At 60.1% G+C, this 21,699-nt stretch carries 20 protein-coding genes and 1 pseudogene; 13 read left to right on the plus strand and 8 right to left on the minus strand.

Annotated elements, in window-relative coordinates; translation table 11 throughout:
• Positions 1-5: 5 nt before the first annotated feature.
• Positions 6-905, plus strand: a complete 900-nt coding sequence (locus tag ABIA48_RS02535) for a bestrophin family protein (RefSeq protein WP_429486921.1) — start codon at positions 6-8, stop codon at positions 903-905.
• Positions 906-1,848: 943 nt separating this feature from the next.
• Here ABIA48_RS02535 and ABIA48_RS02540 read toward each other — a convergent pair.
• Both ABIA48_RS02540 and moaB read right to left on the minus strand, forming a co-directional pair.
• Complete coding sequence (locus ABIA48_RS02540; protein ID WP_429486922.1) at positions 1,849-3,054, minus strand: molybdopterin molybdotransferase MoeA; 1,206 nt, start codon at positions 3,052-3,054, stop codon at positions 1,849-1,851.
• Positions 3,051-3,590, minus strand: a complete 540-nt coding sequence (gene moaB, locus ABIA48_RS02545) for a molybdenum cofactor biosynthesis protein B (RefSeq protein WP_429486923.1) — start codon at positions 3,588-3,590, stop codon at positions 3,051-3,053. Before moaB ends, ABIA48_RS02540 begins: the two co-directional genes overlap by 4 nt.
• 299 nt (positions 3,591-3,889) lie before the next feature.
• Between moaB and ABIA48_RS02550 the strand changes: the two genes are divergently transcribed.
• From ABIA48_RS02550 to ABIA48_RS02580, 7 genes are all read left to right on the plus strand, one after another.
• Positions 3,890-4,780: a LysR family transcriptional regulator gene (locus ABIA48_RS02550; protein WP_007982109.1), complete on the plus strand. Its 891-nt coding sequence runs from the start codon at positions 3,890-3,892 to the stop codon at positions 4,778-4,780.
• Positions 4,781-4,926: 146 nt separating this feature from the next.
• A complete protein-coding gene (gene fdhD, locus ABIA48_RS02555; protein WP_429486924.1) occupies positions 4,927-5,754 on the plus strand; it encodes a formate dehydrogenase accessory sulfurtransferase FdhD in 828 nt (275 codons plus the stop codon).
• A gap of 43 nt (positions 5,755-5,797) precedes the next feature.
• A complete protein-coding gene (gene moaC / locus ABIA48_RS02560; protein WP_429486925.1) occupies positions 5,798-6,304 on the plus strand; it encodes a cyclic pyranopterin monophosphate synthase MoaC in 507 nt (168 codons plus the stop codon).
• Positions 6,301-6,552: a molybdopterin converting factor subunit 1 gene (moaD, locus tag ABIA48_RS02565; RefSeq protein WP_429486926.1), complete on the plus strand. Its 252-nt coding sequence runs from the start codon at positions 6,301-6,303 to the stop codon at positions 6,550-6,552. The genes moaC and moaD overlap by 4 nt, the downstream gene beginning before the upstream one ends.
• A 3-nt stretch (positions 6,553-6,555) precedes the next feature.
• Complete coding sequence (gene moaE / locus ABIA48_RS02570) at positions 6,556-7,044, plus strand: molybdopterin synthase catalytic subunit MoaE (protein WP_429486927.1); 489 nt, start codon at positions 6,556-6,558, stop codon at positions 7,042-7,044.
• A 44-nt stretch (positions 7,045-7,088) separates the two neighbouring features.
• Complete coding sequence (gene chrA, locus ABIA48_RS02575; protein ID WP_429486928.1) at positions 7,089-8,447, plus strand: chromate efflux transporter; 1,359 nt, start codon at positions 7,089-7,091, stop codon at positions 8,445-8,447.
• A 460-nt stretch (positions 8,448-8,907) separates the two neighbouring features.
• On the plus strand, positions 8,908-10,191 hold the full coding sequence (locus tag ABIA48_RS02580; protein ID WP_310064515.1) for an NAD(P)/FAD-dependent oxidoreductase: 1,284 nt from the start codon (positions 8,908-8,910) through the stop codon (positions 10,189-10,191).
• A gap of 212 nt (positions 10,192-10,403) precedes the next feature.
• Here ABIA48_RS02580 and ABIA48_RS02585 read toward each other — a convergent pair whose 3' ends face one another.
• Positions 10,404-11,186 (minus strand): DeoR/GlpR family DNA-binding transcription regulator, encoded by a 783-nt coding sequence (locus tag ABIA48_RS02585; RefSeq protein ID WP_429486929.1) that lies wholly within the window; start codon positions 11,184-11,186, stop codon positions 10,404-10,406.
• 460 nt (positions 11,187-11,646) lie between these two features.
• On the opposite strand from ABIA48_RS02585, the gene speF reads away from it, so the two are divergent.
• The gene (gene speF / locus ABIA48_RS02590) at positions 11,647-13,830 is read left to right on the plus strand and encodes an ornithine decarboxylase SpeF (RefSeq protein WP_429486930.1); all 2,184 of its coding nucleotides are present in this window, start codon (positions 11,647-11,649) and stop codon (positions 13,828-13,830) included.
• 49 nt (positions 13,831-13,879) lie between these two features.
• On the opposite strand, the gene ppk2 is transcribed toward speF, so the two are convergent.
• Positions 13,880-14,698, minus strand: a complete 819-nt coding sequence (gene ppk2, locus ABIA48_RS02595) for a polyphosphate kinase 2 (protein WP_310064509.1) — start codon at positions 14,696-14,698, stop codon at positions 13,880-13,882.
• Positions 14,699-14,756: 58 nt separating this feature from the next.
• On the minus strand, positions 14,757-16,478 hold the full coding sequence (locus ABIA48_RS02600; protein ID WP_429486931.1) for a SulP family inorganic anion transporter: 1,722 nt from the start codon (positions 16,476-16,478) through the stop codon (positions 14,757-14,759).
• A 321-nt stretch (positions 16,479-16,799) separates the two neighbouring features.
• Here ABIA48_RS02600 and ABIA48_RS02605 point away from each other — a divergent pair, with 321 nt between their 5' ends.
• The gene (locus ABIA48_RS02605; RefSeq protein ID WP_429486932.1) at positions 16,800-17,252 is read left to right on the plus strand and encodes a hypothetical protein; all 453 of its coding nucleotides are present in this window, start codon (positions 16,800-16,802) and stop codon (positions 17,250-17,252) included.
• Positions 17,253-17,541: 289 nt separating this feature from the next.
• Positions 17,542-17,975, plus strand: a pseudogene (locus tag ABIA48_RS02610) (AraC family transcriptional regulator); the annotation flags it as partial.
• 233 nt (positions 17,976-18,208) lie between these two features.
• On the opposite strand, the gene ABIA48_RS02615 reads toward ABIA48_RS02610, so the two are convergent.
• Both ABIA48_RS02615 and ABIA48_RS02620 read right to left on the minus strand, forming a co-directional pair.
• The gene (locus ABIA48_RS02615) at positions 18,209-18,697 is read right to left on the minus strand and encodes a hypothetical protein (RefSeq protein ID WP_429486933.1); all 489 of its coding nucleotides are present in this window, start codon (positions 18,695-18,697) and stop codon (positions 18,209-18,211) included.
• A 98-nt stretch (positions 18,698-18,795) separates the two neighbouring features.
• Positions 18,796-19,242 carry an anti-virulence regulator CigR family protein gene (locus ABIA48_RS02620; protein ID WP_429486934.1) on the minus strand — a complete coding sequence of 149 codons (447 nt, stop codon included), beginning with the start codon at positions 19,240-19,242 and terminating at the stop codon, positions 18,796-18,798.
• A gap of 310 nt (positions 19,243-19,552) precedes the next feature.
• On the opposite strand from ABIA48_RS02620, the gene ABIA48_RS02625 reads away from it, so the two are divergent.
• A complete protein-coding gene (locus tag ABIA48_RS02625; protein ID WP_007982133.1) occupies positions 19,553-19,789 on the plus strand; it encodes a hypothetical protein in 237 nt (78 codons plus the stop codon).
• A gap of 190 nt (positions 19,790-19,979) precedes the next feature.
• Positions 19,980-20,717: a hypothetical protein gene (locus ABIA48_RS02630; RefSeq protein ID WP_429486935.1), complete on the plus strand. Its 738-nt coding sequence runs from the start codon at positions 19,980-19,982 to the stop codon at positions 20,715-20,717.
• Between the two features lie 33 nt (positions 20,718-20,750).
• Here ABIA48_RS02630 and ABIA48_RS02635 read toward each other — a convergent pair whose 3' ends face one another.
• Positions 20,751-21,554, minus strand: a complete 804-nt coding sequence (locus ABIA48_RS02635; RefSeq protein ID WP_429486936.1) for a hypothetical protein — start codon at positions 21,552-21,554, stop codon at positions 20,751-20,753.
• Positions 21,555-21,699: the final 145 nt, after the last annotated feature.

The raw sequence follows: 21,699 nt of genomic DNA on the forward strand, positions 1-21,699 counted from the left end.
AACCCATGATCGTGAGACCCAAACCCAACCTGATCGGCGTGCTGACGTCCCTCAAGGGTTCGATCGCCAAGCGTATTGCCTGGCGCAGCCTGATGGTGACGTTGCTCGCCTCGGCCATCGTGCTCATTGAAACCTTGCATCCCAGCTACTTTTCCAAGGTCAGTGCAACGCCCTTCACGCTGCTGGGTTTGTCGTTGTCGATCTTCATGAGCTTTCGCAACAACGCCTGCTACGACCGCTGGTATGAAGCGCGCAAGGCGTGGGGCGATGTGATCGTGGAAATCCGTTCGATGATTCGTGAAACCCTGGTAATCAAGGACACAGCTGAACGACACACGATCCTCAGCAACCTGTGCGGCTTCGCCCATGCCCTCAACGCGCGGCTGCGCCGGGAAAACGAAATCGCCGCCAGTGGCGACTGGCTGCACCCGATGCCCAAGGGCGACACCACGGACATCAGCGGGCAAATCCTGATGCAGGTCGGTCAGCAGTGCTCGGCACTCAATGAGTCCGGGGCGATCAACGACTGGCGCTACACGCTCATGGCCAACCATCTGGCCAGCCTGACCCACGCCCAAGCGGTCTGTGAACGGATCAAACACACTCCGCTACCCTTCCCCTACACCCTGTTGCTGCATCGCACCATCTACCTGTTCTGCATCCTTTTGCCGTTTGCCATGGCCGAACCCCTGGGCTGGCTGACACCGATTTTCACTGCGATTGTCAGCTACACCTTTTTCGGCCTGGATGCGATTGCCGACGAACTGGAAGACCCATTCGGCCGCGACGAAAACGACCTGCCCACCGACGCCATCGTGCGCAACATCGAACGCGATGTGCTGTCTGCCCTGGGCGTGACGGAACTGCCGCCACAACTGGAGCCGGTGGATTTCGTGCTGAACTGACACTAAAGAAACACACAGAACCTGTGGGAGCGGGCTTGCTCGCGAAAGCGGTGGGTCAGGCAATATCTTTGTTGGATGGGCCGGCCTCTTCGCGAGCAAGCCCGCTCCCACAAGGGATTGTGGCCGGCCGTGGGATTGGCGTTCACTGAAGATCAAAACGGTGGGAGCGGGCTTGCTCGCGAAAGCGGTGGGTCAGGCAACATCTCTGTTGGATGTGCCGGCCTCTTCGCGAGCAAGCCCGCTCCCACAAGGGATTGTGGTCGGCCGTGGGATTGGCGTTCACTGAAGATCAAAACTGTGGGAGCGGGCTTGCTCGCGAAGGCGTCAGGTCAATCGACATCTCTGTTGGATGTGCCGGCCTCTTCGCGGGCAAGCCCGCTCCCACAAGGGATTGTGGCCGGCCGTGGGATTGGCGCTCGCTGAAGATCAAAACGGTGGGAGCGGGCTTGCTCGCGAAGGCGTCAGGTCAATCGACATCTCTGTTGGATGTACCGGCCTCTTCGCGAGCAAGCCCGCTCCCACAAGGGATTGTGGCCGGCCGAGGGATTGGCGTTCACTGAAGATCAAAACGGTGGGAGCGGGCTTGCTCGCGAAGGCGTCAGGTCAATCGACATCTCTGTTGGATGTGCCGACCTCTTCGCGGGCAAGCCCGCTCCCACAAGGGATTGTGGCCGGCCGAGGGATTGGCGTTCACTGAAGATCAAAACGGTGGGAGCGGGCTTGCTCGCGAAGGCGTCAGGTCAATCGACATCTCGGTTGGATGTACCGGCCTCTTCGCGGGCAAGCCCGCTCCCACAAGGGATTGTGGCCGGCCGTGGGATTGGCGTTCACTGAAGATCAAAACGGTGGGAGCGGGCTTGCTCGCGAAGGCGTCAGGTCAATCGACATCTCTGTTGGATGTGCCGGCCTCTTCGCGAGCAAGCCCGCTCCCACAGAGTCAGTGTCAGAACAGTTCGCTGAAGGGTATGAACCGCGCCGTGTCGCCCACTTCCAGGGTGCAGCCTTCCGGCACTTCCACCAGCCCATCGGCCCAGGATGCGCCCAGCAACACGCCCGAGCTCTGGTTCGGATAGAGCACCGCCCGACCGGCTTGGAGTTTCGCCCGCAGGTACTCGCGGCGACTCCCGGGTTTGGGCCAGGCAAAGCCGAGCCTGACCGGGAAACTCAACGGCTCGACGTCTTCCACGCCCTGAATCCGCAACAGATAAACCCGGGCCAACAGGCCGAAAGTCACCAATGCCGATGTCGGATTACCCGGCAGGCCAATCACCGGCACGCGGCCGAAGTGGCCCACGGTCAATGGCTTTCCGGGTTTGATCGAGAGCTTCCACAGCAACGGTTTGCCGCACTCGCGCAGTACCTGGCCGAGGCAGTCGGCGTCACCGGCGGACACACCGCCAGTGGTGAGTATCAGGTCAGCCGCGTGTTGCAACTGTTCGAGTTCAAGCCGCGTCTGCCGTGGCTCATCGGGAAGAATGCCGGCATCGATGACCTCGCAACCCAACGCATTCAACCAATGGCTCAACAATGTACGGTTGCTGTTGTAGATGCTGCCGGGCTTGAGGGGATTGCCCGGCTCGACCAGTTCATCGCCGGTCGACAACAACGCCACACGTGGTCGCCGTACCACCTGCACATGGGTGCAGCCCTGCGCCGCCGCGACCGCCAATTCGAACGGACCGAGGCGCTTGCCGGCATGCAGCAGCACATCGCCGACGCGGTTTTCCTGGCCTTGCGGGCGGATGTTACTGCCGGCGCTCAGTGGCTGCTTGAAGCAGATACGTCCGTCATCCAGTACCTGCGTGTTCTCCTGCATCTCCACGCAGTCGGCACCCGGTGGAACAGGAGCGCCGGTGAAGATGCGCGCGCAGGTTCCCGGTGCCAGGGCTTCGGGGGCGTGACCGGCAAACACCTGTTGCGACACGGCCAGCGGTTCCCCGTCCCAACCCTCGACATTCAGGGCATAACCATCCATGGCGCTGTTCGGCCACGGCGGCAGATCGAGAGTCGCCACCAGGTCATTGGCCAGTACCCGTTGCCTGGCGGCACTGAGCGGCAGCGCTTCACTGTCTTCAATCCACCGCGCCTCGGCCATTGTCAGCAGACGGTCGATGGCCTCCTCCACCGGCATCAAGGGTGATCGACTCATCCCCGCGTCCCGCAGGCTTGCACAGGCTTGAGGTGCGGCACGAAATTGCAGGGCCGGTGGCGAGCGTCGAGTTGTTCGGCGAGGATGCCTTCCCATGCGGTGCGGCAGGCGCCCGTGGAACCCGGCAGGCAGCAGACCAGCGTGCCATTGGCCAGCCCGGCCAGTGCCCGGCTCTGCACCGTCGAGGTGCCTATGTCGAGGATCGAAATCGCCCGGAACAGTTCTCCGAAGCCATCGATCTGTTTGTCCAGCAAACTGGCGACTGCCTCGGGTGTGCTGTCGCGACCGGTAAACCCGGTACCGCCAGTGATCAGCACCACCTGAATGCCGTCGTCGGCAATCCAGTTCGCCACCTGCGCGCGGATCTTGTAGAGGTCATCCTTGAGCAGGTTGCGCTCGCTCAGGGTATGGCCGGCTTCCAGCAAACGACTGACGAGTAATTGGCCGGAGGTGTCATTGGCATATTCACGGGTATCGCTAACGGTCAGCACGGCAATATTCAAGGGTATAAACAACGCATCCGGTTTGACGCTCATGGGATTCTCCGGCAGGCATGAATTAAATAGCTAACTTAAATAACTTCCCGAGACTAAGGTGCGCCAACAATCGTTGTCTAATCACTCTAACCAACCAGACTATCGAGCCGCTCTATCAATATAAAAAGCCAGAATTTACTCTCGACGATAGAGCCCATCGATTACCCCTTAAACAACAGTGATTGGACGCACACCAAAGACAATGAGATCGTCCACACCTCACGTTTTCCGCCTCGCCTTGTGTCTTGCGCACCTGAGTCAATACTTAACCCTTCACTCCCTCGCCAGCAGGTGCCGTCATGGACATCAAACAACTCAAGTTCCTGATCGCCCTGGAACAGACCCGCCACTTTGGCCAGGCTGCCGCGCGCTGCCACATCACCCAGCCCACGCTGTCGATGCGCCTGCGCAACCTGGAGGATGAACTGGACCTGGTGCTGGTCACCCGGGGCCAGCGCTTCGAGGGTTTTACCCAGGCTGGCGAACGCGTACTGGCGTGGGCCAGAACCCTGCTGGCCGCCCACGACGGGCTCTTCGCCGAGGCCGCCGCGTGCCGGGGCCAGCTCGTCGGTAACTTGCGCCTGGGGCTGGTGCCGCTCAGCAGCTTCAACCCCGTCACCTACATTCAGGGCCTGTCCCGCAGCTTTCCCGAGCTCAAGTACAGCCTGTCTTCCTTGAGTTCCGACCAGATCATCGAAGGCCTTGGCAACAATCAACTGGATCTGGGCGTGTGCTACCTCGATCACGTCAACCCGAGCTATTTCGAGTTTTTCGAGATCGGCGAGACCCGCGTCGGCCTGCTGTACGACACCCGCCACTTCCATTTCGACGGCACGCAAATGAGCTGGGAGGACGCCGCCGAACTGCCGCTGGGGATGCTCAGCAACGGCATGCACTACCGCAAATCCATCGACCTGAGTTTTCGCAGCCGCGGACTGGACCCGCAGCCGATCCTGGAAAGCGATTCGACCTACCAGTTGCTGCAGGCCATCCACGAAGGTTTCTGCTGCGCGATCATGCCGCTCGACAGCGGCCTGGAAGAACCCATCGAACACCTGTCGTTTATCGAATTGCCGGATGCCAGCGTACTCGCGCCCCTGGGCCTGGTGATGCGCAAGACCGAACCGCGCTCGGCGATTGCCGAGAAGTGTTTCGCCGAAGCACGAACTTTATTCAGTCGGACTAACTGATCAGCTTTCGGTTTTATATAAAACCGATACGGACATGTTTGGCCAGCCTGATAGACATCACCAATCGGCATATCGGAACAAGCGATTGGACGCTCTGGAAAGTTACCCGTAGCCTGAACTCAATTCAGCGCTTCGAGGTTCTTTTCATGTTGTGCCAAGTTGATCAAGCCGATGTTCGAAGCGATACCAACGCCCCCGCACCCAAACCGCTGAGCGTGAACTTTCGCGAATACGACAACGCCGCGACAGTCTGTCAGGCAGCGCTGGCCGCCGAGATCGCACTGGCAATCACCTACAACGGCTTGAGTCAGGCCGTGATGATGGTCTCGCCGGGCAACCTGGAAGATTTCATCCGAGGCTTCAGCGTCAGCAACGACATCGTTGAGGACCAGAACGAAATCTACGACCTGCGCCTGACCCGCTTCGAGCAGGCCGTTCAAGCAGATGTGCAGATCTCCAGCCGCGCGTTCTGGGCACTGAAGAACCATCGTCGGCAGATGGCGGGTACCAGTGGCTGCGGCCTGTGCGGAGTGGAAGCGCTGGAACAGGCCCTGCCGAAACTGGACGTTCTCGACCCGGTTGCCCTGCCGTCCGCCGAGCATTTCATCGACATTCGCAGCCGCATCGAACAGGCACAACAAATGGCCCGCAGCAGCGGCGCCCTGCATGCAGCGCTGTACTTCGACAGCCAAGGCAACGCGCAGATCTGCCGCGAAGACATTGGCCGCCACAACGCGCTGGACAAGTTGATCGGCGCCCTGCAACACGCCGGCATCGACAGCCGCAGCGGCTTCACCGTAGTCACCAGCCGTTGCAGCCTGGAACTGATCCACAAAGCCGTCAGGGCCAGGCTCGGCACGCTGGTCAGCCTGTCGGCGCCCACCGCCCTGACCGTGCAATGGGCGATCAAGCATCGCCTCAACCTGATTCACGTCCCCCACCGTAACGCACCACGCATTTACAGCCCGGCATGATGCCTTCACCTGATCACCGCGCTGGCAAGCGCAGGAACTTCTCATGACAGACATTTCAAACGCATCGCCCAATGGCCTGACCCACCTCGACAGCCAGGGTCGCGCCAACATGGTCGATGTCAGCGAAAAACCCCCAACGCAGCGTGAAGCCCAAGCCCAGGCCTGGGTGCGGATGCGTCCGGAAACCCTGAAGCTGATTCAAAGCGACGGCCACCCCAAAGGCGACGTATTTGCCGTGGCGCGGATCGCTGGAATCATGGCGGCGAAAAAAGCCCATGAGCTGATCCCGCTGTGCCACACCCTGCTGCTCAGTTCGATCCACGTCGAACTCAAGGCCTGCACACCGGACAGCGTGAAAATCCTCGGCACCTGCCGCGTCGAGGGCCAGACCGGGGTCGAGCTCGAAGCCCTCACCGCCGTCAGTGTGGCGGCCTTGACCCTCTACGACATGTGCAAGGCCGTGGACCGCGGCATGGTCATCGATGACATCCGCCTGCTGAGCAAACAAGGTGGCCGCTCCGGTCATTTCAAGTTCGAGGACGCACAATGATCCTGATCAATTACTTCGCCCGTTACCGCGAGCAGCTCAACCTGGGCGGTGAAAAACTGCCCCTGACCGACAGCCTCAGGACCATCGAAGACGTGCGCCGCTTGCTGATGGCTCGCGGCGAGTTGTGGAGCCAGGTGCTCGGTGAAAAAAACCTGATGTGCGCGCTGAATCAGGAGCTGTGCCATCCGGACCGGGTGATCGAAGACTATGACGAGATCGCCTTTTTCCCACCGGTCACCGGGGGTTGAGGCATGACGGTTCGGGTCCAGCGTGAAGTGTTCGACGTCGGCCGGCTGATCGCCAGCCTGCGGGCGAACGATCCGGGCGTGGGTGCCGTGGTCAACTTCGTCGGCTACGTGCGCGACATCAATCAGGGTGAGACGGTCACCGGGTTGTTTCTGGAGCACTACCCGGGCATGACCGAACGCTCGCTGCAAACAATCATCGACAACGCCAAGGCCCGATGGCCACTGCGGGGCGTAGAGATCGTGCATCGGATCGGCCCGTTGTCGATCAGCGAGCCGATCGTGTTTGTCGGCGTCAGCAGCCAGCATCGTCAAGCCGCTTTCGAAGCCTGTGCGTTCATCATGGACTACCTGAAAACCAGCGCACCGTTCTGGAAGCGCGAAGACGGGGCGTCCGGCACACATTGGGTCGACGCCCGTGACAGCGACCGATCAGCCGTCGAGCGCTGGGCAGATACGCAGCCTCATGCGGCTATGCAACGCGCTCCGGCGTAGCTACAGTCATTGGCTCAAAGGTCCTCTGCACAAGGAATTTCCGCTTGAGCCCCACGCCCTCCCCGGTCACCGAACAGGTTGTGCCGCAGCCCCGGTCTATCAGTCTGCACGAAGCCTTTTTGTTCTGGCTCAAGCTTGGCTTCATCAGTTTTGGCGGGCCGGCGGGGCAGATTTCGATCATGCATCAGGAACTGGTCGAGCGCCGGCGCTGGATCTCCGAGCGGCGCTTTCTGCACGCCCTCAACTACTGCATGTTACTGCCCGGGCCTGAGGCTCAGCAGTTGGCGACTTACATCGGCTGGCTCATGCACCGGACCTGGGGCGGTGTGATCGCTGGCGGGCTGTTTGTATTGCCGTCGTTGTTCATCCTGATTGCGCTGTCGTGGGTTTACATCGCCTTTGGCGAAGTGCCTGTGGTCGCCGGACTGTTTTACGGGATCAAGCCTGCAGTCACGGCCATCGTGGTGCAGGCAGCTCACCGGATCGGCTCGCGGGCGCTGAAGAATGGCTGGTTATGGGGCATCGCCGCCGCGTCCTTCGTGGCCATCTTCGTGCTCAACATGCCGTTTCCGCTGATCGTGCTCGGCGCGGCGGTCATCGGATTTTTCGGCGGACGACTGGCGCCGGAAAAATTCAGGGCCGGTGGCCACAGCGCGGCGAAAAAATCCTTCGGCCCGGCAGTGATCGACGATGACACCCCAACCCCTGAACACGCCCGTTTCAGTGGCTTTAAACTGGCGCGTCTGGCCGTTATCGGCGCCATTTTGTGGGCACTGCCCATGGCCATGCTCGCCGCGTTGTTTGGCTGGGAAGGCACGCTGACCCAGATGGCCTGGTTCTTTACCAAGGCTGCGCTGCTGACCTTTGGCGGTGCCTATGCCGTGCTGCCGTATGTGTATCAAGGCGCGGTCGGCCATTTTGGATGGCTGACACCGACGCAGATGATCGACGGCCTGGCACTCGGTGAAACCACCCCCGGACCGTTGATCATGGTCGTCGCCTTCGTCGGTTTTATCGGTGCCTACGTGCATCAGGTCTTCGGCCCGGATCAGGCCTTTGTCGCCGGCGCCGTTGCCGCCACGCTGGTGACCTGGTTCACCTTCCTGCCTTCGTTCCTGTTCATCCTCGCCGGCGGACCGCTGGTGGAGTCGACGCACAACGAACTCACATTCACCGCACCGCTGACGGCCATTACGGCCGCCGTGGTTGGCGTGATTCTCAATCTGGCCTGTTTCTTTGGCTACCACGTGCTTTGGCCCAAAGGCTTCGAAGGACCACTGGACTGGCCGTCGCTGCTGATCGCCATGGCGGCGGGCATTGCCTTGCTGCGGTTCAAGCGCGGAGTGATCGAGGTCTTGACCGGCTGCGGATTGATCGGCCTGGTTGTGCACCTGATGTTCTGAATCAAACATTTACACGCGTCACAATCCTCCCTAGTATCCAGCCATCCCCGGATGGCTTGCCTTGCACGCCACCGACGATTTCCGCCGCTGGAAACCTGCGCCATGCGTACTTTGCCGTCAGAACAGCACCTGCTGAACCTCTCGATCCAGGCCACCGCGCTGCTGGCCGCGGACGGCATCGCATGAAGCGCATCGTCAACCTGCCCATGGCCCTGCGCCGTTCAAAATTGCGTCACTCCGCACGTCCGCCGGATAGCGCCCTGCTCGCCTGATTGGCGAGCCCCTTCCTTACACGCTCAGCCATACACAGAACCTGTGGGAGCGGGCTTGCTCGCGAAGAGGCCCGCATATTCAGCATTTGTGGTGACTGACACTCCGCTTTCGCGAGCAAGCCCGCTCCCACAATGACTGCGCTCGCCTGACCGGCATTGGATTCTCCCAATTTTGCCTGGACACTGACATGACTCAACGTTGCAATTCCTACTACACCGCTACCCTCAACCAGGACACCGATTACCCGACGCTGCAAGGCCGGCACAAGGTTGACGTGGTGATCATCGGCGGCGGCTTCACCGGCGTTGCCACAGCCGTCGAGCTGGCGGAAAAAGGCCTGAAGGTCGCCATCGTCGAAAGCCACAAGATCGGCTGGGGCGCCACTGGACGCAACGGCGGCCAGGTCACCGGCAGCCTGTCGGGCGATGAAGCCATGCGCAAACAGATGCGCCGCACCCTTGGCGACGAGGTCGACGACTTCATCTGGAACCTGCGCTGGCGCGGGCACCAGATCATCCGGCAGCGCGTGGAAAAGTACGGCATCGCCTGCGACCTCAAGCACGGTCACCTGCACGCCGCCTACAAACCCGCGCACATGGACGGCTTGCGCAAGGATTACGACGAGGCAGTACGCCGTGGCATGGGTGACGAGGTCAGCCTGCTCGACCGCAGCCAGGTACGCGACCTGCTGCAAAGCGACCTCTACCACGGCGCGATCAAGAACACCCGCAACATGCACCTGCACCCGCTCAACCTGTGCATCGGTGAGGCTCGCGCCGCCGAAAGCCTGGGTGCGTTGATCTTCGAAAACAGCGAAGTGCTGGAGATCATCCATGGAGACACGCCTGGAGTACGCACCGCCTACGGGCACATCGACGCCAATCAGGTGCTGCTGGCCGGCGACGTCTACCACAAGCTGGAACCGGGCAAACTCAAGGGCAAGATTTTCCCGGCCATGGGCGGCATCGTCACCACCGCGCCGCTGGGCGACCTGGCCAAACAGATCAACCCCGAAGACCTGGCGGTCTACGACTGCCGCTTCGTGCTCGACTACTACCGCCTCACCGCTGACGGTCGCCTGTTGTTCGGTGGCGGCGCCAACTACAGCGGCAAGGATTCGCGTGACATCGCCGCCGAACTGCGCCCCTGCATCGAGCAGACTTTCCCGGCACTCAAAGGCGTGGCCATCGATTACCAGTGGAGCTGCGCGATGGGTATCGTGATCAACCGCATCCCGCAACTGGGCAAGCTGTCGGACAACGTCTGGTATTGCCAGGGCTACTCCGGCCACGGCATCGCCACCACTCACATCATGGGCGAAATCATGGGCCGGGCGATCACAGGGCAGTTGGAGCAGTTCGACACCTTCGCCGCCTGCCAGCACATCCGTGTGCCGATGGGCGACCTGCTCGGCAACCCGATGCTCGCTGCCGGCATGTGGTATTACCAGATGCTTGAGCGCCTGCGCTGAGCCATTGGCTGCACATCCGGCATTGATGTTGTTTGTGCTGGCCTCTTCGCGGGCAAGCCCGCTCCCACAGGGATTGATGTCGACCACAAAAATCAAGACCGGCACACACCCCTTGTGGGAGCGGGCTTGCTCGCGAAAGCGGTGCGTCATTCAGCGGTGATGTCGGCTGAAAGTACGCTTTCGCGAGCAAGCCCGCTCCCACAAAGACCCACTCAGGCCTGCACCACTTCGATCCCCAACGACCGGTAGTCCTCGACATTGCCTGACGCTACATGCTGCTCGGTGATCAGCGTGTGCACACGGTTGCAAGGCGCGACGACAAAGGGTTCCACTGCGCCCAGTTTGTCCGCCGTGGTGACGGCAATCACGAGGGAGGCGCAGTCGAGCATCGCCTGTTTCACCGGCACTTCATCAAAATGCAGTGAGCTGAGTCCCACCTGCGGGTGAATCGCGCACACCCCGGTAAACAGCAGATCAGCCTTGATGCCCGCCAGCAGCCGCAGGGTTTCGTGGCCACTGGCCGACATTGTTGCCGGGTTGAGCTGACCGCCGGCGAGAATCACCTTGATGCCTTTGTACTCAGACAGGGTGATGGCGGTCATCGGCGACGCGGTGACCGCGGTAATGGCGATGTCCGCCGGCAGCGAACGAGCGATCTGCAAGGTGGTGGTACCGGAATCGAACACCACGATCTGACCGTCCTGCACCCGTCGCGCCGCCAGTTGCGCCAGGTGGGTTTTCACCTCGTCGGTTTCGCTGATCCGGGTGAAATAGTCCTTGCCCGTGTCTTTGGGCCGCGGCAATGCCCCGCCGTGAACTCGCTGCACCAAGCCGGCACTGGCCAGTTCCGCCAGGTCGCGACGGATGGTGTCTTCGGACACCGCGAAATGCTGGCTCAACTCCGAGGCCATGACCTTGCCGTCGCGTTCGAGGATCAACAATATTTTTTGCCGGCGGACAGACGGAAGTTCGGCAGCAGAATGGATGTCGTGCATGTTTTTGCTCGTTTGTGCGTGTCTTGTGCGAAAAGCTGCGTGTTTGTGCGAGGTTAGCCAAAGCACGGGGCAAACACAAACGGGCGGCCGGGCAAACGCCCCCAAGTATCATTTTTTTCGATCTTTCAAATCATTACGCCGAATTTTTTATTTTCCTGTGACCTGTTCAAGATGGCGCCGTCAATCATGTTTTGGATGGAAACCCTCATGAATATCAATTTTGCTTTTGCGTGCATGATCGTGGTCTCGTTTACGATCGCACTGGTTCACGCTTGATCCATGGGTCGTCAGGCACCTGGTGACAAGATGTGCAAGGTCGCAGCAAAAGGCCTGACAGATCAGGAATATGCTCTATAAACAGTGGTGACACGATTTCCGATCAGGAGAACTGGAAGGCTCCTTCGGAAGTTGATCTCTAAAAAGCCGTGGGCAATTGAGTGCCCGCCAGGAGACACCACCGATGAAAGCTCTGAAAATCGCCGCCAGTGATGGCACATCCGAATGTTTTCTGAACGCCCGTGAGGTGGTTCCACTCAGCCAAACCGACTTTACCGACGTCGCCGTGGCCGTGGTGTCGGTCAATGATGTGTTGGCCGGAGCCCTCGACGCCATTCAGCGCACCGGTTTTGATATTCCGATTTTCCTGGTGCCCTCCCCCGGCACCAGCACCCGCCCCCGAGAAGTCTACAAACACCTGAACGACGTGCTGCTGCAAGTGAACGGCATCTTCGACCTGTCGCCCAGCAACGTCGAATACCATGGCAACCAGCTGGAAACAGCCGCCAAAGCCTATGAAGAAAGCCTGTTGCCGCCGTTCTTCGATGCGCTCAAACACTACACCGAGTCAGCCAACGCGACCTTCGCCTGCCCGGGCCACCAGGGCGGCCAGTTCTTTCGCAAGCACCCGGCCGGCCGGCAGTTTTTCGATTTCTTCGGCGAGACGCTGTTTCGCGCCGACATGTGCAACGCCGACGTCAAACTCGGTGACCTGCTGATCCACGAAGGCCCGGCACTGCTGGCGCAAAAACACGCGGCGCAAGTGTTCAACGCCGACAAAACCTACTTCGTGCTCAACGGCACCTCGGCGTCGAACAAGGTGGTGACCAACGCCCTGTTAACCCCGGGCGACCTGGTGCTGTTCGACCGCAACAATCACAAGTCCAACCACCAGGGCGCACTCCTGCAGGCCGGGGCCACGCCGGTCTATCTGGAAACCGCGCGCAATCCCTATGGTTTCATCGGCGGCATCGACGCCCACTGTTTCGAAGAAGACTACCTGCGCGAACTGATTGCCGAAGTCGCCCCGGACAAGGCCCAGCTGCCACGCCCCTTTCGCCTGGCGATCATTCAACTGGGTACCTATGACGGCACCATCTACAACGCCCGGCAAGTGGTCGAGCGCATCGGCAAGCTGTGTGACTACATCCTGTTCGATTCGGCGTGGGTCGGTTACGAACAGTTCATCCCGATGATGAAGGACTGCTCGCCCATGTTACTGGACCTGGACGAGAACGACCCCGGGATCTTCGTCACCCAATCAGTACATAAACAGCAGGCCGGTTTTTCCCAGGCCTCCCAAGTGCACAAGAAAGACCGGCACATCAAAGGCCAGGCCCGCTATTGCAACCATCATCGGCTCAACAACGCGTTCATGGCCCAGGCCTCCACCAGCCCGTTCTACCCGCTGTTCGCCTCGCTGGATGTGAATGCGCGCATCCACTCAGGCCGCAGCGGCCTGCGTCTGTGGGAAGACTGCGTGAAGTTCGGGATTGAAGCGCGCAAGTTGATTCTCGAAGCCTGCACCATGATCCGCCCATTCGTGCCATACACCATTGAAGGGCGCGCGTGGGAAGACTATCCAACAGAAGAAATTGCCAATGACATCCGCTTCTTCGAGTTCCATCCGAAGGATCGCTGGCACGCCTTTGCCGGCTACGCCGAGAAGCAGTACTTCATCGACCCGTGCAAGTTGCTGTTCACCACGCCGGGCATCGATCCGGTCGATGGCAGCTACACCGATTTCGGCATTCATGCCGGCATCCTGGCCAATTTTCTGCGCGAGAACGGCATTGTTCCGGAAAAGTGTGACCTGAACTCCATCCTGTTCCTGCTCACCCCGGCCGAAGACTGGGCGAAGATGACCCACCTGGCCGCGCAAATCGCCCGTTTCGAACGCTTCATCAGCGATGACGCCCCCATGAGCCGGGTGCTGCCGGCCATCTACGCGCAACATCAGGAGCGCTACCGCAACTACACCATTCGCCAGCTCTGCCAGGAAATGCACGACCTTTACCGTCACCACAACGTGCAGCAATTGCAGAAGGACATGTTCCGCAAGGAACACTTCCCGAAAAAGGCCATGAACCCGCAACAGGCGCAAATCGAATACATCCGTGGCAACGTCGAACTGGTGGCGCTGGCCGACGCCGATGGTCGCATTGCGGCCGAAGGCGCGTTGCCCTATCCGCCGGGTGTGTTGTGCGTAGTACCGGGTGAAATCTGGGGTGGCGCGGTGTTGAAGTACTTCCTGGCGCTGGAAGAAGGCATCAACCGTTTGCCCGGCTTCACACCGGAACTGCAGGGCGTGTACCTGAAGCACGAAGGCGGTCGCACCCGGGCGTATGGGTACGTGATCAAGGCCTGATGACATGCAGCAGGAGCCGGCCCGGGCTGGCTCCTGCCCAAAGCCTCGATCAGAATTTTTCCGGAATGAACTTGAACGGATAGTTCGGATCCCGATAGTTACCGGGACTTTGGCGCTTGGGCAGTTTAACTTTTGCCCGCGGTACATCCTCGTAAGGAATGCTGTTCAGCACATCGCTGATGATGTTCAGACGTGCCCGGCGCTTGTCATTCGAGTTGGCGACCCGCCAAGGGGCGAATTCGGTGTCGGTGGCCTCGAACATATCGTCCCGGGCCCGGGAGTAGTCGTACCAGCGGTTATAGGACTTGAGGTCCATGGGCGACAGCTTCCAGATCTTGCGCCCGTCGGTGATACGCGCCTTGAGGCGTCGGGTCTGTTCCTCCGGGCTCACTTCAAGCCAGTACTTGATCAGGATGATTCCCGATTCGACCAGTGCATGCTCGACTCGCGGCACCACGGCGAGAAACGCGCGCACCTGCTCGTCGCTGCAAAACCCCATGACCCGCTCGACACCGGCGCGGTTGTACCAGCTGCGATCGAAGATCACCACTTCACCGGCCGCCGGCATGTGCGGCAGATAACGTTGCACATACATCTGGCTTTTTTCCCGCTCGGTCGGCGCCGGCAACGCTATCACCCGGAACACCCGCGGACTGACCCGTTCGGTCAGTGCCTTGATGGTCCCGCCCTTGCCGGCGCCATCACGGCCCTCAAAGACGATGCAGACCTTGGCGCCCGAGTGCTGCACCCACTCCTGCAGCTTGACCATCTCGACATGCAGCCGCGCCAGCTCCTCGAGATAAACCTTGTTCTTGAGCTTGCCGCTTTCAACCGGTTTGCTTTTCGTCGCAACCTTCTTCTTTGCCATGCCCGTTACCTCCTTCAATGCGTCACACAGCGTCCGGAGTGCTCCCGGCCGCGTTTATTCAGCGTCGACTTTGCTGGTAATGTTCCACCGCCAGTTCCAGGTTCAAGAACATCCGCGCCTCGCCCAACGTATGGCCCAATGGGGCCTTGATGACCATGTCCCATACGCCCGGGCTCATGCCTACCAGCCACAGCGAAATGCCTTTTTCCCGCAGCCGCTGTTCCGCCCCCGTGAGCATTTTCAGGGCGGTGTACTCCAGGTCGAACACGCTGCGCAGGTCCAGAATCACCACGGCGGGCCTTGCGTGCTCGATCAGGGGGTGCATCTTCATGCCGATGCGCTGGGCGTTGGCGAAAAAAATCCGGCCTTCAGGCCGAAGCAACAACAGCCCGTCAAATTGTTCGTCGTCGACGTGTTCGGCGGACTGCGGCCGGTACACATTGGTGCCAGGCTTGCGCCCGAGGATGTGCACCGGTGGGTCCGAGACTTGATAGGCCAGCGCCAGCAACGAAACCACGATCGCCACGACGATCCCCTGCAGCGTGCCCAACAGCATCACGCCGATCATGGCCACCACGGCCCAGGCAAATTCAGTGCGACGAACCGACAGGATCTCGCGAAATTCCGCCGGTTCGATCAGGCCCACCGAATACACAATCACCACGGCAGCGAGCGTGGCGTTGGGCATCAGGCCAATGAGCGGTGCCAACAGCAGGCAAGTGCCCAATGCCAATGCGGCGGTGACTAGTGCGGCCAGTTGCGAACGAGCGCCGGCCAGGCGGTTCACCGCCGTTTGGGTGGTCCCGCCACCCGCGACCATGGCCCCGAGAAACGCCCCGCCGATGTTGGCAACGCCTGTGGCCAGCAGCTCCCGATTCGGCTGTGGTACAGGCTCGTCACTGCGGGCGAAAGCGCGCCCCGCCGCGATGGTTTCGGTGAAACTCATCAGCGCGATGCCCATCGCCGAAGGCCACAGGGTTTCGGCCAGCGACCATAGCGGCAAGGTTAGTGCGGGCAATCCGACCGGCACCACGCCGACGGCGGACACACCAAAGCGTTCCAGGCCAAACAGGCTCATGCCGATGATGCCAAGCGCCACTGCAATCAACGGTGCGGGCAGTCGCGGTGTAAATCGCTTCATGCCGACCAGTAGCAAGACCATGAACACGCCGACCGCCACGGTCGGTAGCGAGGCGTGACCGATGCTCTGAAAGGTGGCCAGCAGATTGTGCAGGAAGCCGCCTTTGTCAATGTGAGTGCCCAACAGCTTGGGTAACTGGTCGAGCACGATGACCACGCCGATGCCGGCCTTGAAACCCACCAGCACCGGCTCGGAAATAAAGTTGGCGACGAAGCCCAGGCGCAGCAAACCCGCGACGATCAGGATCGCACCCACCATCAGGGCCAGCGTGGCGGAACCCGCCAGTAAAGTCGCCGCATCGCCATCGGGGCTGATCTGGCCCAACGCGGAGCCGGCGAGAATGGCCAGGGTGGTCGTGGTGCTGACACTGAGCGGGCGCGAGGTGCCGAGCACGGCGTAAATCACCATCGGCACCAGCACCGTGTACAGCCCGACCTGCACCGGCAAGCCGGCAATGGTGGCGTACGCCAGCGCCTTGGGAATGACCACGGCCGCTGCCGTCAGCCCGGCGACCACATCGCCTCGCAACCAGTCTGGCCGGTAACTGCCGAGCCATTGCGGGATCAACAGGCTGCGCACGTTACCCCGCTGCGGAGTACCTGGAATCCGCTCTTGCGGATGGCTGCCTTGTTGATTCATCAGTCACTCCAGTCGCCAATCGTCCATGCGGATGATGAGTGGGCTCAACTGACCGCACAATCCTTTAACTGCATGCGTAACCATAGCCAACCTTCATCGGCATCGAAGCACGTGTGCCCGCAGGCAATCCACGCCGCCGCGACCAGTTACAAATGTAGCCGGTTTACACAGCTACGCCGCCAAATGGCTGGCGAAAGAGACAGACGCCCCACCATCACCGCTCAAAAATAGAAAGCCTTATATGGACGACGTCACGAAGGCGATAAATGCGCTATACCCGCTAACTCCCCCATTGCAGTTCTTCAACTCAGGAGTTTGGCAATGAATCTCAAAATCTCAGTGGCAGCACTCATCGTGACGGCAAGCCTTTTCGGCTGCGCCACTTCATCGAACCACGGCGTGAACGTAACGTTGGTCGCCACCCGGCAAAACGCCGGTCAGATCGGCACCGTCACGTTGACAGGCTATGACCAGAAAACCGGGCTCAGTTTCTTCGTCAGCGGTGTTCCAACCGGGGTTATCCTGCCCTTGCGTCTTTACTCCTTCATCTATAAAGGCAGTTGCCAGCAACCCGGGGCAGTTGCCTACGCGATGAACGACACCGTCAACACCGAACGCCAACCCATACGCGGCTGGACGTTTTCCAGAACCGCACCTGTCCCGCTGCAAACTCTGCTTGCCGGCGAATATTCGGTGGTCGTGCGAACAGCTTCGACCGATGGCAACGTCGATATTTTTTGCGGGGATATCAAGCCAGGAGAGCCGGTGAAATAGCCACGGCCATTCCAGGTCAGCCCACGCTCCGGTACCGCTCGTGCCACCGGTTGTTCGTACGAGCGGTGGCGTCGGGTGAGTACAAATGGGTCCAGCGACGGCACTGGCAAAAGCCCCGGTCACAAACCTGTCATTACTCACTGATAACGTCCTGACGCTTTTGCGAACCGCACCCGCTCGATCTCCGATCGCCCGTTCCCTGTACCAGGGCTTTGCCCATCCGCTCAAGGTGACACTTCAGGTGTACTCAAGCACGACGCGCAAAAAAATCATCATCAGGTCCAACGACATGAGCTGCGACGACTTTGGCGCGTTGTTCTCAAACCTGTTCGGCAACCTCTATTCCGACTCTCCGCCTTCAACCACGTCACCGAGTCGGTCGGTTTCGCGCAGATCGGCCTGGCGATCGACAAGGCTGAGGTCCGTTCGGCGCGCTTTGTCGATAACCACGCACAGCACGGAATATCGATCAGCCGTCAGCTGATCACCGAGCGTCTGTCAATGCTGCCGGGCAAACCTATCTTGCGGAAGGTGCATTTCGAGCCGGTGGTGGATCTGAATGCATCGGCCTTGCAGGACATCCGGGCGTTGATTGAACTGGCCACGGGCAGCGAGTTCGACCTGCTGATCAACACCGGTTCGCTGATGCCTTCGCGGCTGCGCGAAATGCTGGTCGATGCGGTACTGGAAGCCTGGCCGCACAACTTCACCGAAGCCCTTCAGACGTGAAAAAGGGCCTGCGAACACGGCCAATTAAGGATCTGTGGGAGCGGGCTTGCTCGCGAAAGCTGAGGGTCAGCCACCCTCGTCGTCGGCTGTGAGTCCGTCTTCGCGAGCAAGCCCGCTCCCACCATTGACCGCTGTCGAACACCAATCCCGTGTACATTCCAGTTGCAAAAAACCCGCCTTTCAGCGGGTTTTTGGCTTTTCTGAAACTGATGTCTACAACCGCGAACTCAATGCGTTTTTTTCGAGGTCGACAGTCCGGCTTTACTCAAGCCCTTGGTGTTGTGATCACCTGGCGTCGAGGCCGAAATAGCCCTGGCCTTGGAGATGCCACGAGTATCCTTGGAATGGGCAATGCCTGAGGTCGTGGTGCCATGACCGTTATCATCATTGCGCTCACTACCGAAATGGTTCCCGCTGATGCCATGGTCGCGCACGGATTTGCCGGCATGGTCGCTGTCCAGCCCGTTGCCGCGGCCGTTACTGCCGGAGTGGCCTGTACCGGCGTGTCCGCCACCCATACCGCCGCCGTGGCCTGCGCCGTTTCCACCGCCATTGCCGCCACCGTTTCCACCGCCGCCGTTTCCGCCACCGCCACCGCCACCGTCCTTCGCGTATGCGGAACCCATGATCGACAGGCCATCAGGGAGTAACGGGGCGGCTGCAAGCATCATGGCGCATGACATTACAGCAACGAGACTCTTGTTTTTAAAAAGCATGATTGCTTCCATAGGTGGTTGATATCGCGTGACGTATGACGCGATATCCCCCGGACAGTTCACGCTCGACGACAGACGGCAAGGCTGCCATCCACACGTTAATCAAAAGCACCGTCAAGAATTTCATAAACGAGCCCGGTGGCCAGCGCAACCAGGATCAAATCCGTGCCGACTTGCTGCCATTCGTAGCCATCATAATGGGGCAGCCTGCCGACCAGTCGGCCATCGAGTTTTTTGGCGATGCCGGGTGGAAGCGGCTTGCCTCGGGCAAGGTTCTTTTGAATACCTGGTGGTAAAGCAGGCCCGGGGGTCCAGTAGCCCGTATTCACGCCAATGATCTCGAGCACGCTACCCCGGTTGATGCTCGGGCCATTGCTCCAGTCCCCGCCGCCGGAATTCTTGTTTTTGTTGCCATGACTACCCTGGTTGCCATGGTTGGCCTTCCCGTTGCCCTGGCCGTTACCTGGGTCAGCCAGCGCCGTCACCGAGCCGCTGATCAGGGTCAAACAGGTGATTGCTGCAATCAATGATCGAGGCTTGTACATGAGTCGTTCCTTCGTGGTGGGGGAGGTTCTCTGAAATTTAGACGCTATTGACGCGCCAACGCAGACCATTGCGGCGATTCGCGGGTTTATCGAGAAGTGACGCCGCAACCTTCTTCAATGTTAATCCACGTTTGATACGTCGCAGATACTTAAATGCGTGGTGCTGTTTCCCGGTTGTTACCTCAGCGCCGCAGTTGTCACTTCTGCGCCGCCGAACTGGCCAATAGAGTATGGCCGTCGGTGTGGAACAGGGTCGTCGACTTGTCGGCCCGCGCCGACACCGATCCCCCCATCACGGAAGAGGTGAATCATGAGTTTCGTCAAAGTTGAAAAAAACCAGAGCAGCGCCCCGTCGGAAGCCGACATGAAAAAAGCCATGGTCGAGTCGGGCGGCAAGCCGGGTGAGGTCACCGGGACCAATGCCGCCCGCACCCTGACCTACACCGGTGTGGTCAATCACACGGTGTACGAGAACAAGCTGATCGAGATCGCCAAGGGCAAACGCACCAGCTGGAACTTCGTCTGGGCCGATGCCAAGGCCGCCTGAGGTCAAGGCGGGGCGGCCGATCGGCTGCCCCGCTGACTCAACCCCTGATACACCCCCGATACCCGCTTGTAACACCAAGACACTTAGCCGCCCTGCCCCTCGCCCCTAGAGTGAAGCCGTCAATGGACTGCAGCGCCAGGCGCCAGCAGCCCTTTGTTTGCCCAACACACCACCAAGGAAGAGGGAAACCATGAGCAAATCAATCGCTGTCAGCCAAAAGAGCCTGCAGCTTCACAATGATGTGCAAGAAGCCGTCAAGTCGATCATGGGTGCAACGCAACTGAAGACAGCGGACTACAACAAGGTGTTGAGGTCCACCCTGGCGGCCGTACAAAAAGTCGTCACCATCGAAATCGCCCCCAGCGACCTGTCCACGCTGAAAAATTCCGGCTACAAGCTGTGCTTTGCCAAGAAAGTGGGCACCGAAGACTACAACGTAGTCTGGCAGTCCTACGATGCGTATTTGAGCAACAACGAATTCAGCTGGACCCCGCAATATCAGCTGTTCGCCTCCAACGTGTTCAAGGAAAACGTACAAGTCAAAGTCTCGACCAACATCGTCAACATTGGCTTGGGGCAAACCTCGACACTCGATAAAAACGGCCTGCTGAGCTCGGCGATCACGGGAGGTCCTGATGTTTCCTTCACCTTCGTGAACAACTACGCGCCGATCCACCCGGGGGTCAACCAGTTGTCCACCGGCATTGATGGCAATCAGGTCAGTACGCCAATCTACGTGGCCGTAAACCAGGTCGTCACCGGCAATACCGTGCTGACGCCGGTGGAAACCATCCTCGTGTGGTTCGAACAGAACGTACAGACCAGCACCATGTTCAGTACCTCACGCTCCAAGGCGATCGAAATCGACCTGACGTTCGATAACACCGCAGGTCGCCTTTACGAAGGCGGTCAGTGGAAAACCGTGTAACCGTCATGCCTGGGCAACCTTGCGGTTGCCCTTTCACTCCTCTTTGCCCGCCGTGGAGAAGTAACCCGTCAGCGAGCGACAGATCGACTGCGCGAGGTCCTCCTGGGTGGCGATGCCATAGGGTCGATCACGATCGAACTGCGCCGACCAGCGAATCCGCCCCTGCGCCACATCCACCAGGCGCAATGACGCTCGCACCCGCGAAGGCTCGACCCGCACGCTGCCCTCCAGGCAGTAGCTGTAACGCCCGCCACGCTTGAAGTCCGGTACCGGCTCGCTGTTGCGTGCCACCCGCATCAATACATGATTGGTCCCGGTCTGCGCCTGCTCGAACGAATCGAACAGTCGGCAGCTCAACTCCTCGCACAAGCCCCGGGTAAAGTCATCGCCATCGCGGGTGAGGCAGGTAAACGGCTGGATCTGGACCACGGGATGGCGAGTGCCAACGCCCTTGGGCCGCAGCCGCTGATAGGTCACGCGATAACACCCGGGTGGAATGCTCAAGCGCACCGGGTCCTGCTGGCCGTTGCCGGCGTAATGCGCTGCGAGCTTGCGCCGCAAGCGCCCCACCTGCACTCGCACCACAGGATCGTCGCCCGTGCAATACACTGTCGGGTCACGACGAAACACCGCGATGCCGATGGCGTGTTCGGTCAGCGGCGTATTACAAGCCTGAAGGTCGTGCTCGACCAGAAAGCGCAACAGACTGCCCATGCGCCTGGATTTGGCAAACAACGGGCTGGCCAGCAACAGCGCCAGCACCCGCTCGATTTCTTCCCGATCGAGCGGCACGGGAACCCCCGCCGCAGTCGAATCGGCCATGCTGTTGATCACCATCGCCTGCCTCCGTGCAGGTTGCCGACAGGAATGGATGTCGCACTCCGTGATTACCTTTGCAGCGTGAGCAGGAATGGAGCTCGGGCACTGCAACGACCAAGCGTAGCAGCCGTGTTGATATCGGCAGGCAATTGCGATGGTAGCA

Origin of the sequence: Pseudomonas sp. S30_BP2TU TE3576 (assembly GCF_050436025.1) — a bacterium.
Classification (GTDB): domain Bacteria; phylum Pseudomonadota; class Gammaproteobacteria; order Pseudomonadales; family Pseudomonadaceae; genus Aquipseudomonas.

What these genes read in the sequence shown, in the direction of transcription:
- ABIA48_RS02535 (WP_429486921.1), top strand. Translation starts at nt 6, where the DNA reads ATGATCGTGAGACCCAAACCCAACCTGATCGGCGTGCTGACGTCCCTC.
- ABIA48_RS02540 (WP_429486922.1), bottom strand. Translation starts at nt 3,054, where the DNA reads ATGAGTCGATCACCCTTGATGCCGGTGGAGGAGGCCATCGACCGTCTG.
- moaB (WP_429486923.1), bottom strand. Translation starts at nt 3,590, where the DNA reads ATGAGCGTCAAACCGGATGCGTTGTTTATACCCTTGAATATTGCCGTG.
- ABIA48_RS02550 (WP_007982109.1), top strand. Translation starts at nt 3,890, where the DNA reads ATGGACATCAAACAACTCAAGTTCCTGATCGCCCTGGAACAGACCCGC.
- fdhD (WP_429486924.1), top strand. Translation starts at nt 4,927, where the DNA reads ATGTTGTGCCAAGTTGATCAAGCCGATGTTCGAAGCGATACCAACGCC.
- moaC (WP_429486925.1), top strand. Translation starts at nt 5,798, where the DNA reads ATGACAGACATTTCAAACGCATCGCCCAATGGCCTGACCCACCTCGAC.
- moaD (WP_429486926.1), top strand. Translation starts at nt 6,301, where the DNA reads ATGATCCTGATCAATTACTTCGCCCGTTACCGCGAGCAGCTCAACCTG.
- moaE (WP_429486927.1), top strand. Translation starts at nt 6,556, where the DNA reads ATGACGGTTCGGGTCCAGCGTGAAGTGTTCGACGTCGGCCGGCTGATC.
- ABIA48_RS02580 (WP_310064515.1), top strand. Translation starts at nt 8,908, where the DNA reads ATGACTCAACGTTGCAATTCCTACTACACCGCTACCCTCAACCAGGAC.
- ABIA48_RS02585 (WP_429486929.1), bottom strand. Translation starts at nt 11,186, where the DNA reads ATGCACGACATCCATTCTGCTGCCGAACTTCCGTCTGTCCGCCGGCAA.
- speF (WP_429486930.1), top strand. Translation starts at nt 11,647, where the DNA reads ATGAAAGCTCTGAAAATCGCCGCCAGTGATGGCACATCCGAATGTTTT.
- ppk2 (WP_310064509.1), bottom strand. Translation starts at nt 14,698, where the DNA reads ATGGCAAAGAAGAAGGTTGCGACGAAAAGCAAACCGGTTGAAAGCGGC.
- ABIA48_RS02600 (WP_429486931.1), bottom strand. Translation starts at nt 16,478, where the DNA reads ATGAATCAACAAGGCAGCCATCCGCAAGAGCGGATTCCAGGTACTCCG.
- ABIA48_RS02605 (WP_429486932.1), top strand. Translation starts at nt 16,800, where the DNA reads ATGAATCTCAAAATCTCAGTGGCAGCACTCATCGTGACGGCAAGCCTT.
- ABIA48_RS02615 (WP_429486933.1), bottom strand. Translation starts at nt 18,697, where the DNA reads ATGCTTTTTAAAAACAAGAGTCTCGTTGCTGTAATGTCATGCGCCATG.
- ABIA48_RS02620 (WP_429486934.1), bottom strand. Translation starts at nt 19,242, where the DNA reads ATGTACAAGCCTCGATCATTGATTGCAGCAATCACCTGTTTGACCCTG.
- ABIA48_RS02625 (WP_007982133.1), top strand. Translation starts at nt 19,553, where the DNA reads ATGAGTTTCGTCAAAGTTGAAAAAAACCAGAGCAGCGCCCCGTCGGAA.
- ABIA48_RS02630 (WP_429486935.1), top strand. Translation starts at nt 19,980, where the DNA reads ATGAGCAAATCAATCGCTGTCAGCCAAAAGAGCCTGCAGCTTCACAAT.
- ABIA48_RS02635 (WP_429486936.1), bottom strand. Translation starts at nt 21,554, where the DNA reads ATGGTGATCAACAGCATGGCCGATTCGACTGCGGCGGGGGTTCCCGTG.